The following is a 13040-nucleotide window of genomic DNA, read 5'->3' as shown; positions in this document are numbered from 1 at the left end:
GTGTGCTCCAAACGTTTTGTAGTAGAAAGTCGTGCACTACTACCGCGACAAAAAGTGGGCCGGATTATGCCAGAAACGCCCAAAAATAGTAGGGCCCTCCCGTCGTAACGGCGTTAATCCGGCGCTAAGCAGTGAATTTACCTGCGCTGAACCGTTTTAGTGCCGGGTATCTGACGGCGTATCCACGCCCGCACCAGCGAACAATTGGGTGATATCCGCGGCATCAAACAGGTAGCGCTGGTTGCAAAACTGGCAATCGATCTCGATATTCCCGCCATGTTCGATGACCAGCGACTGGGCGTCTTCCAGGCCCAGGCTGACCAACGCATTGGCCGAACGTTCGCGCGAGCAACTGCAACGGAAGCGCAGTTTCTGCACATCGAACAGGCGCACTTGCTCTTCGTGGTAGAGGCGATGGAGCACGGTTTCGTTGTCCAGGCTCAGCAATTCATCGGCGGTCAGGGTGCTACCCAACGCGGTGATGTGCTGCCAACTGGCGGCGCGTTCTTCTTCGTCTTTCAGGCGGTCGGCGGGCAATTGCTGCAGCAGCAGGCCACGGGCGCGACGGCCATCGGCGTAAAGCCAGAAGCGGGTGCCAACCTGCTGCGACATGACGAAATAGTTGGTGAAGCACTCGGACAGGGTTTCGCCGTCGAGGTCGACGATGCCCTGGTAACGCTGGCCCTGGGTCGGGTCGACGGTCAGCGCCAGCACGCCGTTGGGCATGAGGTCGGCGAGGGTCGCGTCAGGGGCGATCTGGTCGGCTTCGTAACGGGCCAGGCCACGGATTTCGCGCTCGCTGGAGCACTCGATCATCAGCAGCGGAATCGGGCCATCGGAACGGGCCTGCAGGATCAGCAAGCCATCGAACTTCAAGGTGCCGACCAGCAACGACGCGGCCGCCATCAGTTCGCCCAGCAGTTGCGCGACCGGCTCCGGATAGGGGTGTTTGGCGAGCACTTCAGCGTAGCTACGTTCCAACGCAACCAGCTCGCCACGGGTGTCGCTGTCATCAAAGATGAAGCGTTGGGTGAAGTCGGTATCCGATAGATCGGTCATAGGTCTGGGTATCTGAATTGATGACAAGAAGGTTACAGAACGTAGAGTTGCGCCTTTGCGGCACCATTTTGGTGCGCAACGTTCAGCCATTGGAGGCATTTTATGAACAATCCGGGTTTGTTCCAAGCAAGGTGGAACCTGCCCCGGCTGGTTTTGTGCAATTTTGTGCCTTTGGCGCTGTTGGCATTCTGGTTATGGCCTACGGGTCAGATGCTGTGTGTGCTTTTCGACGAGTGGCTATTTCGCCGACTCAATGCCCCGTTGGCCAGTCACCCGATATGGCTCCATGTGTAGGCAATTACAAGTCTGCGTCCATTTGACGCGGTGGTCGGGGAGATTTTGCTGGCGGTGTGGGCGCTGGGCTGGGGTTACTACTCGCCATTTGCGTATCACGCTTCAGAGTTTTTCCTGACAGTGATGGCGCCACTGTTTGGACGGCAGGGGAAACTGCCGGGGGTTTCGCGGATGAGTGTGGTGCGCAGCGCCTGATATCCGGGGACGGCCGGCGAGTGCTGCGCACTCGTTCGAGGGCAAGCCACGCTCCCACAGGTGATCTCGGTCTAATGTGGGAGCGGGCTTGCTCGCGAAAGCGGCTTCACGGCCAATGCAGGAACATCAGGCTCACTCGTCGTTACTGCTTCCACGAAACTTGAACAAATCCCGACGCTGCTTTTTGCTCGGTTTGCCATCGGTGCTCACGCCCAGCGAGCCGGCCTTGCGCATCGCAGCCGCCGCTTCACGCTTGGCGACGCTCGCCTCGGTCTCCGCATACAACGCCTGAGCCTCCGGCGCGCCACGGCGCACGATCGACAGCGCCTGGACCACTATCGTCTTTTCCTCAAACCCTATGCGGATCTGAAACTCGTCACCGACTCGCGGTTCCTTGCCCGGTTTACAGCGCTCACCCCGACAATGCACCTTGCCGCTCTCGATGGCCGACTTGGCCAAGGCACGTGTTTTGTAAAAACGCGCGGCCCACAACCATTTATCGAGACGGACCTTGTCGTCCTCTTCCTGTTTTTGTGCCATATGAATTCCTCTTTCAGCCAATAGTCGGAACTGTACTACCGTTTCTGTCGGGCGCAAGAACTCGGCCCTCCAGATAGACTGTGTGCTTGGCCGGTCCACCGGCATGGAGTGATCGAGTGACTAAATTTCCGTCTTCATTGACCTCGCCCCAGGGCGGTTGCCAGGGCTGCCAGCAAAGCGAGCCGCTGGGCTTCGATTTTTCCTTTGCCTACCAACCGATCGTCGACCTGCGCGACCAGACGATTTTCGCCCACGAAGCGCTGGTGCGTGGCGTGGCCGGTGAAGGCGCGCTGTCGGTGCTCGACCAGGTGACCGAGGACAATCGCTACCGCTTCGACCAGCTCTGCCGGATGCGCGCCATTGAAGGTGCGGCGAATCTAAATATGCAGACACACTTGTCGATCAACTTCATGCCCAACGCCGTCTATCGTCCAGAGCTATGCATTCGCAGCACCCTGGAGGCGGCAAAAAAACACAATTTCCCCATCGACCGGCTGATTTTCGAAACCCTGGAAAGCGAGCACGTAGATAACTATCGCCATTTGACCAATATTCTGCGTGAATACCGCGAATTCGGCTTCATGACCGCCATCGACGATTTCGGTGCCGGTTATTCGGGGCTCAATCTGCTGGCTGATTTCCAACCGGACCTGATCAAACTCGACATGGCGCTGATCCGCGATGTCGACCGCGACCGTGTTCGTCAGGCTATCGTCCGGGGGATTGTCACAATCTGTGCGGAGTTGAACGTTACAGTCATTGCCGAAGGCATTGAGAGCGCCGGTGAACGGGATTTCCTGGCGGACTGTGGAATTTTTCTGATGCAGGGTTACTGGTTCGCCAAACCTGCATTCAAAGCGTTGGCTCAGGTAAAGCCTGAAGCCTGGACGCGCTAATCGCTGGTTTTTTCCTATTGAAGACATTTGACCATTTGACCGTTGTCGGTCTGCGCGAGTGGGTGGCGCTCCCGGATTTGGGAGTCGCGGGCCTTCGGGCAAAAATCGACACCGGCGCCAGCACCTCCAGCCTGCACGCCACCGACATCGAACCCTTCGAGCGGGACGGGCAAGAGTGGGTGCGCTTCACCGCGCACCTGGGCACGGTGGTGCAATTGCGCCACCGACGCTGCGAGGCGCCGCTGGTGACGATGAAAACCATTAAAAGCTCCAACGGCCATGCGCAGATGCGTTACGTGGTCAGCACCACCCTGGCCCTCGGTGATCGGGTGTGGCGGGTCGAGTTCACCCTCGCCTGCCGCAAGTCCATGCGTTATCGGCTGCTACTCGGTTCCAAAGCCCTGATCGACGGCCAGTTGGTGGTCAATCCGGGGATTAAATACGTTCAAGACAAGCCGGTGTTCCCGGTATCTACCTCCTCCACAGGTGTTGCATGAAGATCGCTGTGCTGTCGCGGAATCCGCGTCTGTATTCCACCCGTCGTCTGGTCGAAGCCGGTATCGAGCGTGGCCATGAAATGGTGGTGATCGACACTTTGCGCGCCTACATGAACATTGCCAGCCACAAGCCGCAGATCCACTACCGCGGCAAGCCGCTGGAAGGTTTCGATGCGGTGATCCCGCGGATCGGTGCGTCGGTGACGTTTTATGGCTGCGCGGTGTTGCGCCAGTTTGAAATGATGGGGGTGTTCCCGCTCAACGAGTCGGTGGCCATCGCACGTTCGCGAGACAAGCTGCGTTCGCTGCAACTGCTGTCACGCCGGGGCATCGGTTTGCCGGTCACCGGGTTTGCGCACTCGCCGGACGACATTCCCGATTTGATCGACATGGTCAATGGCGCACCGCTGGTGATCAAAGTGCTGGAAGGCACCCAGGGCATTGGCGTGGTGCTGTGTGAAACAGCGACGGCGGCGGAGTCGGTAATCGAAGCGTTCATGGGCCTGAAGCAGAACATCATGGTTCAGGAATACATCAAGGAAGCCGGCGGTGCGGACATTCGCTGCTTCGTGGTCGGCGACAAAGTGATCGCGGCGATGAAGCGTCAGGCCAAGCCTGGGGAATTTCGCTCCAACCTGCATCGCGGTGGCAGCGCGAGCCTGATCAAAATCACCCCGGAAGAACGCATGACCGCATTGCGTGCAGCCAAGGTGATGGGGCTGGCCGTGGCGGGGGTGGATATCCTGCGTTCCAATCACGGGCCGCTGGTGATGGAAGTGAATTCGTCGCCGGGTCTGGAAGGGATTGAGACCACCACCGGCAAGAACGTGGCAGGGATCATCATTGAGCACCTTGAGAAGAATGGTGGGCCAAATATGACGCGCACCAAAGGCAAAGGCTAAGACCGGCTCGGTCCCCTGTGGCGAGGGAGCTTGCTCCCGCTCGGCTGCGCAGCAGTCGTAAAACCATGCAACCGTGTTCTAGCTGAAAGAACGCGGTTGCCGGGATCGGGAGTCCTTCGGACTCCAGCGGGAGCAAGCTCCCTCGCCACAGGGGCTGTGTGCGACGGTTAGACAGCGTCTCTAGGCAACATCAGCCCAAGCGGCAACCGAACCCGCGCTTCAAGCCCGCCACCCGAACGGTTACGCAGCTCAACATTGCCGCCATGCATCGAAGCAATCCGCTTCACGATCGCCAAGCCCAACCCGGTACCCTTCCCGCCCCGAGCCCGATCGCCACGGGTAAACGGGTTGAAGATCGCCTCCAGCTCCGACGGATCAATCCCCGCCCCACGGTCCATCACACTCAGCACCACATACGGCGCGCTGGTGTCCCCGGACACATAAGCCGCGACCTCAACACCGTTGCCGGCATGGTGCAAGGCGTTGCCAATCAGGTTGTTCAGCAAGCGTTTCATCGACACCCGACGTAGCGGGAACGGCTGGATCGGTTCCAGGCGCAAGCGCACTTTCTCTTCGCTCTGGTTGTACGGTGCGGCGACTTCGCGCACCAGGTCGCTCAGGTCCACCTCTTCTACCGACTCGTCACGACCATCGCGAATGAACGCCAGGAACTGGTCGAGAATTGCATCCATATCCTCGATGTCGCGCACCATGTCGTCGCTCAGGTCGCTGTGGTCGCCCATCAGCTCCAGGGACAAGCGCAAACGGGTCAACGGTGTTCGCAGATCATGGGACACCCCGGCCAGCATCAACTCTCGCTCGCGACCAGCCTGTTCGACGTCTTCGGCCATCTGGTTGAAGGCGCGGTAAACCTCGGCCATCTCGCTCGGCGTGTCGCTGATCGGCAGGCGCACGCTGCGGCCCTGGCCGAGTTGCCTTGCGGCATAGACCAGGCGCTTCAAAGGTTGATTGAGCTGGCTGACGAAGATCCACGCCGAGGCGGTGGAGAGCAAGCCGATGGCGAGAAACCAGCCAAGCACGTTCCAGATTTTCTGGCCGCGCAGCGGATGCGGGTACAGCGGCACTTTCAACCAGCCATCGCCCAGGCTTGGCGCCCGGACCCACAGCGCCGGCGGGGAATGCATGCGTAATCGAACTTCAGTGTCAGCCCCCAGCTCTGCCTGCATCTGCCGCTGATAGATTTCGCTGTATGGCCAGTGTTGTTCGCCTTCCGGCACGCCTGCGCCCACCACCCGGATCAGGGTCGCGGCATCGGCAATCTTCGCGCGGTTTTCTTCATCGGCGGCCCAATAGGCGCGCAGCGTCAGGGCGACGCCGTGGCTGTATTGGCGGTCCACCAGCACGTCTTCGTTCATCAACAGATAAACCAGGGTCAGCGCTTTGGAGAACAGGACGACAATCAGCACCAGCCACAGGGTGCGGGAGAAGAAACTCTGGGGGAACCAAACGGGGGTTTTCATGAATAACCGCTACACACTTGCAGGAGCGAGCGATGCTCGCACATTGCGGATCGCGAGTCTGCGGGCAAGGTCGATTGACCTCTTGCCCGCACACCCGCTCCTACAAATCGCCGATCACTTGGTGGCGGCGCCGTCCGGAACGAACACGTAGCCCACGCCCCAGACAGTCTGGATGTAGCGTGGCTTGGATGGATCGGGTTCGATCATCCGGCGCAGACGGGAGATCTGCACGTCGATGGAACGCTCCAGGGCATCCCATTCCCGGCCACGGGCCAGGTTCATCAACTTGTCGCGGGTCAGTGGCTGACGGGCGTTCATGACCAAAGCCTTGAGTACCGCAAACTCACCGGTGGTGAGCATGTGCACTTCATCGCCGCGCTTGAGTTCGCGGGTGGCCAGGGACAACTCGTAGTCACCGAAGGTCACGCTTTCGTCTTCGCTGCCCGGTGCGCCAGGTACAGGCGCAGCCTGACGACGCAGGACCGCTTTGACCCGGGCCATCAGCTCGTCCGGGTTGAACGGCTTGGCCAGGTAATCGTCGGCGCCCAGTTCCAGGCCCTTGATGCGGCTCAGCTCATCGCCCTTGGCGGTCAGCATGATGATCGGGATCTGATTGTTCGCGCCGCGCAGACGGCGGCAGGCGGTCAGACCGTCTTCGCCGGGCAGCATCAGGTCGAGTACGAACCAGATTGAACACTTCACGGGCCAGCAAGCGGTCCATCTGTTCGGTGTTCGGTACGGCACGGGCACGGTAGCCCTTGCTGACGAAAAAGCGTTCCAGCAGGCTGCTCAGCCCAGGATCGTCGTCAACAATAAGAATTTTTTCGCCTTCAGCATTGTTTGCAGTGCTGCTCATTAGATGCTCCTTTTAGCTCGGCGCGCATTATGGCGTAGCTGCCGTTATACGCACCGTGTGCATTGTTAGCAGATTTTTCCTTCACCGCCAGAACTCCGACCTTTATGCCTGCCGGGTGCAATGCCCCCGAATGGCTGAACGCTGGTTATAATGCGCGGCGTTTTGTGTCAGGCAACGTCTGATCGTTACTGTAGTAGGCCGCTTTTTATTTTTAAGGCGTGCGCAGTAATTGTTCGATTTCACGGGTCAACGGGATGCCTGTTGACCCAGGTAGCGGCGCAGGCCAGGCCGCTCAACCAGTCTCGCCGAGCCTTTAACCCTGCGCCTGCGAGCCTGCTTTCACAATTTGTCAGGTGGTTTTATGGACAGCATCAACAGCCGCATCGCCGAGGAACTCGGTGTACGCCCACAACAGGTCGAAGCGGCCGTCGCGCTACTCGATGAAGGCTCTACCGTTCCCTTCATCGCCCGCTACCGGAAAGAAGTGACCGGCAGCCTCGATGACATCCAGTTGCGGCACCTGGAAGAGCGTCTGCGCTACCTGCGAGAACTCGACGAACGGCGCATCAGCATCCTCGCCAGCATTCAAGAGCAAGGCAAGCTGACCCCGCAACTCGAACGCGACATCAAACTCGCCGACACCAAGACCCGTCTCGAAGACTTGTACCTGCCGTACAAGCAGAAGCGCCGCACCAAGGGCCAGATTGCCCTGGAAGCCGGCCTCGGCGACCTGGCCGACGGCCTGTTCAACGACCCGTCCCTGACGCCAGACACCGAAGCCGCACGCTTCATCGACGCCGAAAAAGGCGTGGCCGATGTGAAAGCCGCCCTCGAAGGCGCCAAATACATCCTGATGGAACGCTTCGCCGAAGACGCCGGCCTGCTGGACAAACTGCGCAGCTACCTCAAGCAGGAAGCCACCCTCAGTGCCCGCGTGATCGCCGGCAAGGAAGAGGAAGGCGCCAAGTTCCGCGACTATTTCGAACACGATGAGCCACTAAAAAGCATGCCGTCGCACCGTGCGTTGGCGATTTTCCGTGGCCGCAACGAAGGCATTCTCAGCTCCGCGCTGAAAGTCGGCGACGAGCTGCCGGGCGCCATGCACCCGTGCGAAGGCATGATCGGTCAGCAATTCGGCATCCAGAACCAGAACCGCGCCGCCGACAAATGGCTGGGCGAAGTGGTGCGCTGGACCTGGAAGGTCAAACTTTACACCCACCTCGAAACCGACCTGCTGGGCGAGCTGCGCGATGGCGCAGAAACCGAAGCGATCAATGTGTTCGCGCACAACCTGCACGACTTGCTGCTGTCGGCCCCGGCCGGCCCGCGTGCCACTCTGGGCCTCGACCCGGGCCTGCGCACCGGTTGCAAGGTCGCCGTGGTCGATTCCACCGGCAAGCTGCTGGATCACGCTACGGTTTACCCGCACGTGCCGCACAACAAGTGGGACCAGACCCTCGCGGTCCTCGCCGCCCTGTGCGCCAAGCACGCCGTGGACCTGATCGCCATCGGCAACGGCACCGCCAGCCGCGAGACCGACAAACTGGCCGCTGAGCTGATCAAAAAATACCCAGCCATGAAGATGACCAAAGTCATGGTCTCCGAGGCCGGTGCATCGGTTTACTCGGCGTCGGAACTGGCTTCCAAGGAATTCCCGGACCTCGACGTGTCGATCCGTGGCGCGGTGTCCATCGCTCGTCGCCTGCAAGACCCGCTGGCCGAGCTGGTGAAGATCGATCCGAAATCCATCGGCGTCGGCCAGTACCAGCACGACGTGTCGCAGCTGAAACTGGCGCGCGGCCTGGACGCTGTGGTCGAGGACTGCGTAAACGCCGTGGGCGTGGACGTGAACACCGCTTCCGTGGCGTTGCTGGCCCGCATCTCTGGCCTCAACGCGACCCTGGCGCAGAACATCGTCAGCCACCGCGACGAGCACGGCGCGTTCAAAACCCGCGCCGCGTTGAAGAAAGTCGCGCGTCTGGGTGAAAAAACTTTCGAACAGGCTGCCGGTTTCCTACGCGTGATGAACGGCGACAACCCGCTGGATTCGTCCGCCGTTCACCCGGAAGCCTATCCGCTGGTGCAGCGCATCGCCGCTGAAACCGACCGCGACATTCGTTCGCTGATCGGCGACGCAAGTTTCCTCAAGCGCCTCGATCCGAAGAAGTACACCGACGAAACATTCGGTCTGCCGACTGTCACCGACATCCTGCAAGAGCTGGAAAAACCCGGTCGCGACCCGCGTCCCGAGTTCAAGACCGCCGAGTTCCAGGAAGGCGTCGAAGACCTCAAGGACCTGCAACTGGGGATGATCCTCGAAGGCGTGGTGACCAACGTGACCAACTTCGGCGCGTTCGTCGACATCGGCGTGCATCAGGACGGTTTGGTGCACATCTCTGCGCTTTCAGAGAAGTTCATCAAGGATCCGCGCGAAGCGGTGAAGGCCGGTGATGTGGTGAAAGTGAAGGTCATGGAAATCGACATCCCGCGCAAACGCGTCGGCCTGTCGATGCGCATGAGCGACACCCCGGGCGAGAAAATCGACGGTGCCCGTGGCGCACGTCCGGGTTCGGCGCCGCGCCAATCCCAGAACACTGCACCGCGCAAGGAAACCACAGCGGCAGCCCCGGCCAACAACGCAATGGCTTCGCTGTTCGCCAACGCCAAGCAGTTGAAGAAACGCTGATGGACATCCCTGCCGGGCTGACCGAAAGCGCTTTTTTCAAGCTGCTGGGGTGTCGCTTGCACAGCCTGGAAACCGGGGTGGCGCAAGTGGCCCTGGCGCTTGAGCCAGAGCTGCGCAATCGCGGCGGCAAGCTGCACGGCGGGGCGTTGTTCAGTCTGGTGGACATTGCCATGGGGCTGGCCTGTTCCAGCACCCACGGCTTTGACCAGCAGAGCGCGACCATCGAATGCAAAATTAACTACATTCGCGCCGTTTCTGACGGTGAAGTGATGTGCACGGCGCGGGTAATTCACCCGGGCCGGCGCACGCTGGTGGTTGAAGCTGACGTGATGCAAGGCGACAAACTGGTCGCAAAAGCACAAGGCACGTTCGCTGTCCTGTAGATGAATGCCATCAATTTGAGTTAATTTCGGCGCTACGACTGCGGCGTCGAACTTTTCTGTGTCCGCAATAGCCAGATTCAGGGAGTGAAGTTGGCAATTAACTGTGAGTCTGTGCGGCTGATGCCCGCCAGTTAAGACGCACAACCTGTGGGAGCGGGCTTGCTCGCGAAAGCGGTGTGTCAGGCGACGTTAATGTTGACTGACACGCCCTCTTCGCGAGCAAGCCCGCTCCCACAGGGGGTTGCGGTGATCAATCCTTAACTGGCAGGCATCAACTCTGTATGGCTCAAGAACCAGGCGAAAACGCCAGTTTTAACTTCACCCTTGTAGACCGTCTTGCCCACCCCCATATTGGGGCGACTGACGCGTGAAGGAATCCAACTTGAGCGAACTTCTCAACCGCCGCCTGGCTCTGCTCGGCGAGCGCGCTAACCTCTCTCTGCTCGAACAGTGCCTTCACGGCATCGAACGTGAATGCCTGCGCGTGACCGATGAAGGTCGCCTGGCGCAAACGCCGCACCCGGAAGAATTGGGTTCCGCGCTGACCAACGAACAAATCACCACCGATTATTCCGAATCGCTGCTGGAGTTCATCACGCCCGCCCTGCCCGACCCGGCAGACACCCTGGCGAGCCTGGACAGCATTCACCGTTTTGCCTACAGCAAACTCGGCAACGAGTACCTGTGGAGTCCATCGATGCCGTGCCCGTTGCCGGCCGAGGAAGACATCCCGATTGCCTATTACGGCACGTCCAACATCGGTCAGCTCAAGTACGTCTACCGCAAGGGCCTGGCCCTGCGCTACGGCAAGACCATGCAGTGCATCGCCGGGATTCACTACAACTTTTCCCTGCCGGAAAAGCTCTGGCCGCTGCTCAAAGAGGCTGAAGGCTTTGTCGGCACCGACCGTGACTATCAGTCGTCGGCCTACATCGCGCTGATCCGTAACTTCCGCCGCTACAGCTGGCTGCTGATGTACCTGTTCGGTGCCTCACCAGCGCTGGACGCCGGCTTCCTGCGCGGTCGCTCGCACCAATTGGAGCAACTGGACCCGGACACGTTGTACCTGCCGTACGCCACCAGCCTGCGCATGAGCGACCTCGGTTACCAGAGCAACGCCCAGGCCGGCCTGACGCCGTGCTACAACGATTTGGCCAGCTACACCGACAGCCTGCGCAAAGCGGTGGCCACGCCGTATGCACCGTACGTTGAAGTCGGCACGCACAAGGACGGTGAGTGGGTTCAGCTCAACACCAACATCCTGCAGATCGAAAACGAGTACTACTCCAACATCCGCCCGAAACGCGTGACCTACACCGGCGAACGGCCGATTCAGGCATTGGTGGCCCGTGGTATTCAGTACGTCGAAGTGCGTTGCCTGGACATCAACCCGTTCCTGCCGATGGGCATCGACTTGCAAGAGTCGCGGTTCCTCGATGCGTTCCTGCTGTATTGCGCGCTGAACGACAGCCCGCTGCTGGCCAACACCACTTGCAGCAACGCGACCTCGAACTTCCTCAGCGTGGTCAAGGAAGGTCGTCGCCCAGGCCTGCAATTGCAGCGCGACGGTCAACCGGTGGACATGAAGGAATGGGCCACCGAGTTGCTGGAGAAGATTGCCCCACTCGCAGCGCTGCTCGATCAGAGCCATGGCGGCGATGCTCATGCCAAGGCGTTGACTGTGCAACTGGAGAAGGTCAAGGATTCGTCCCGCACACCTTCGGCCCAAGTACTGGCGGCGATGGCTGAGCATAAGGAAAGCTTTACTCAGTTCTCCCTGCGTCAGAGCCGTGTGCATGCGGAGTATTTCCGTAGCGAGCCGTTGAGCGTCGATGATCAGGCGAAGTTTGAAACCCGGGCGCGCTCGTCGCTGGCGGAACAGGCGGAGCTGGAGCAGAACGAGGTTGGCGATTTCGATGTGTTTGTCGGGTCGTATCAGGCGAGTATTCTGGCCATCAGCAACTAACCTCTGAACGCTTCCGCAGCAAACGCAAATCATTGTGGCGAGGGAGCTTGCTCCCGCTCGGCTGCGCAGCAGCCGCAAAACCAGACAACCGTGTTTTGGCATTCAAGAATGTGATTGTCTGGATTGGGAGTCCTTCGGCCTCCAGCGGGAGCGAGCTCCCTCGCCACAAAAGCGATTCACAACTACGCTTCCTTAGAATTTTCCGCTCATAAGCTAATTCGAAAAAGTTATTTATTTTCTGATTCTTATATCATTTAGTCTCCTTTCTCGCCGACTCTCGGTCGCCTGACAAGGAGCTTCTCAATGAAACTGAATTTCCCTCTTCGCCTCCTGGCGGCCGCGTCCCTGGCTGCGGTGAGTTTCTTTGCCCAAGCGGCTGACGTGACCGTCGCCTACCAGACCACCGTGGACCCGGCCAAAGTCGCCCAGGCTGACGGCGCTTACGAAAAAGCCACCAACGCCAAGATCGACTGGCGCAAATTCGACAACGGTGCCGACATCATTGCCGCCATCGCGTCCGGCGACGTGCAGATCGGCTACCTCGGTTCCAGCCCTCTGACCGCCGCAATCACCCGCAAAGTCCCGGTCGAAACCTTCCTGATCGCCACCCAGATCGGCGCCGCTGAAGCGCTGGTCGCTCGCGACGGCTCCGGGATCAAGACCCCGCAAGACCTGATCGGCAAGAAAATCGCCGTGCCATTCGTTTCCACCGGGCACTACAGCCTGCTCGCCGCGCTGAAGCACTGGAACATCGACCCGTCGAAAGTCACCATCCTCAACCTTGCGCCACCGGCCATCGTCGCCGCGTGGAAACGTGGTGACATCGACGCCACTTACGTCTGGGACCCAGCCCTCGGCGTAGCCAAGGAAAACGGCAAAGTGCTGATCACCTCCGGCGAACTGGCCAAGTTCGGCGCGCCGACCTTCGATGCCTGGATCGTGCGTAAAGACTTCGCCGAGAAGCACCCGGAAATCGTCACCGCGTTCGCCAAAGTGACCCTCGACGCCTACGCCGACTACCGCAAAGACCCGAAAGCCTGGCTCGCCAACCAATCCAACGTCGACAAACTGGTGAAGCTCTCCGGCGCCAAGGCCACTGACATCCCATTGCTGCTGCAAGGCAACGTCTACCCGCTGGCGGCTGATCAAGTGATCACCCTCGGCGCGCCGACCACCAAGGCCATCACCGACACCGCCGCGTTCCTGAAAGAACAAGGCAAGGTCGAAGCCGTACTGCCGGACTACGCCCCGTACGTCAGCGCCAAATACATCACCAACTGATCGG

10 protein-coding genes and 2 pseudogenes are annotated in these 13040 nt (G+C 59.9%); 8 read left to right on the top strand and 4 right to left on the bottom strand.

Features of this window, described 5'->3' with window-relative positions:
• Positions 1-156: 156 nt before the first annotated feature.
• Positions 157-1059: an Hsp33 family molecular chaperone HslO gene (gene hslO / locus RHM58_RS09745; protein WP_201199711.1), complete on the bottom strand. Its 903-nt coding sequence runs from the start codon at positions 1057-1059 to the stop codon at positions 157-159.
• A gap of 102 nt (positions 1060-1161) precedes the next feature.
• Here hslO and RHM58_RS33965 point away from each other — a divergent pair.
• A pseudogene (locus RHM58_RS33965) lies at positions 1162-1350 on the top strand (phosphoesterase); the annotation flags it as partial.
• Positions 1351-1680: 330 nt separating this feature from the next.
• On the opposite strand, the gene RHM58_RS09735 reads toward RHM58_RS33965, so the two are convergent.
• Positions 1681-2088 carry an RNA-binding S4 domain-containing protein gene (locus tag RHM58_RS09735; protein ID WP_201199709.1) on the bottom strand — a complete coding sequence of 136 codons (408 nt, stop codon included), beginning with the start codon at positions 2086-2088 and terminating at the stop codon, positions 1681-1683.
• 116 nt (positions 2089-2204) lie between these two features.
• On the opposite strand from RHM58_RS09735, the gene RHM58_RS09730 reads away from it, so the two are divergent.
• From RHM58_RS09730 to rimK, 3 genes are all read left to right on the top strand, one after another.
• Positions 2205-2984 carry an EAL domain-containing protein gene (locus RHM58_RS09730; RefSeq protein ID WP_201256649.1) on the top strand — a complete coding sequence of 260 codons (780 nt, stop codon included), beginning with the start codon at positions 2205-2207 and terminating at the stop codon, positions 2982-2984.
• 77 nt (positions 2985-3061) lie between these two features.
• On the top strand, positions 3062-3481 hold the full coding sequence (locus tag RHM58_RS09725) for an ATP-dependent zinc protease (RefSeq protein WP_242486358.1): 420 nt from the start codon (positions 3062-3064) through the stop codon (positions 3479-3481).
• A complete protein-coding gene (gene rimK, locus RHM58_RS09720) occupies positions 3478-4383 on the top strand; it encodes a 30S ribosomal protein S6--L-glutamate ligase (RefSeq protein ID WP_054047778.1) in 906 nt (301 codons plus the stop codon). The genes RHM58_RS09725 and rimK overlap by 4 nt, the downstream gene beginning before the upstream one ends.
• 167 nt (positions 4384-4550) lie before the next feature.
• Here the strand turns inward: rimK and RHM58_RS09715 are convergent, their stop codons facing one another.
• Positions 4551-5864, bottom strand: coding sequence for an ATP-binding protein (locus RHM58_RS09715; protein ID WP_322270208.1), 1314 nt, complete (start codon positions 5862-5864; stop codon positions 4551-4553).
• A 114-nt stretch (positions 5865-5978) separates the two neighbouring features.
• Positions 5979-6720: pseudogene (ompR, locus tag RHM58_RS09710) on the bottom strand (two-component system response regulator OmpR).
• Between the two features lie 361 nt (positions 6721-7081).
• On the opposite strand from ompR, the gene RHM58_RS09705 reads away from it, so the two are divergent.
• The 4 genes from RHM58_RS09705 to tauA all read left to right on the top strand — a co-directional run bounded on the left by RHM58_RS09705 (position 7082) and on the right by tauA (position 13036).
• Positions 7082-9406, top strand: a complete 2325-nt coding sequence (locus tag RHM58_RS09705; RefSeq protein ID WP_322270206.1) for a Tex family protein — start codon at positions 7082-7084, stop codon at positions 9404-9406.
• Entirely contained in the window at positions 9406-9789 is a 384-nt protein-coding gene (locus tag RHM58_RS09700; protein WP_007972875.1) for a PaaI family thioesterase, read from the top strand. The genes RHM58_RS09705 and RHM58_RS09700 overlap by 1 nt, the downstream gene beginning before the upstream one ends.
• Before the next feature lie 382 nt (positions 9790-10171).
• The gene (gshA, locus tag RHM58_RS09695) at positions 10172-11755 is read left to right on the top strand and encodes a glutamate--cysteine ligase (RefSeq protein ID WP_322270204.1); all 1584 of its coding nucleotides are present in this window, start codon (positions 10172-10174) and stop codon (positions 11753-11755) included.
• A 303-nt stretch (positions 11756-12058) separates the two neighbouring features.
• The gene (gene tauA / locus RHM58_RS09690) at positions 12059-13036 is read left to right on the top strand and encodes a taurine ABC transporter substrate-binding protein (RefSeq protein ID WP_322270203.1); all 978 of its coding nucleotides are present in this window, start codon (positions 12059-12061) and stop codon (positions 13034-13036) included.
• The last annotated feature ends 4 nt before the right edge of the window (positions 13037-13040 follow it).

Source organism: Pseudomonas sp. 10S4 (genome assembly GCF_034344865.1).
Taxonomy (GTDB): Bacteria; Pseudomonadota; Gammaproteobacteria; order Pseudomonadales; family Pseudomonadaceae; genus Aquipseudomonas.
This window is presented reverse-complemented; position numbering and strand designations above follow the sequence as displayed.

Coding starts and splice junctions, on each gene's coding strand:
- rimK (WP_054047778.1), top strand. CDS start 3,478: ATGAAGATCGCTGTGCTGTCGCGGAATCCGCGTCTGTATTCCACCCGT.
- tauA (WP_322270203.1), top strand. CDS start 12,059: ATGAAACTGAATTTCCCTCTTCGCCTCCTGGCGGCCGCGTCCCTGGCT.
- RHM58_RS09715 (WP_322270208.1), bottom strand. CDS start 5,864: ATGAAAACCCCCGTTTGGTTCCCCCAGAGTTTCTTCTCCCGCACCCTG.
- RHM58_RS09700 (WP_007972875.1), top strand. CDS start 9,406: ATGGACATCCCTGCCGGGCTGACCGAAAGCGCTTTTTTCAAGCTGCTG.
- hslO (WP_201199711.1), bottom strand. CDS start 1,059: ATGACCGATCTATCGGATACCGACTTCACCCAACGCTTCATCTTTGAT.
- RHM58_RS09705 (WP_322270206.1), top strand. CDS start 7,082: ATGGACAGCATCAACAGCCGCATCGCCGAGGAACTCGGTGTACGCCCA.
- RHM58_RS09735 (WP_201199709.1), bottom strand. CDS start 2,088: ATGGCACAAAAACAGGAAGAGGACGACAAGGTCCGTCTCGATAAATGG.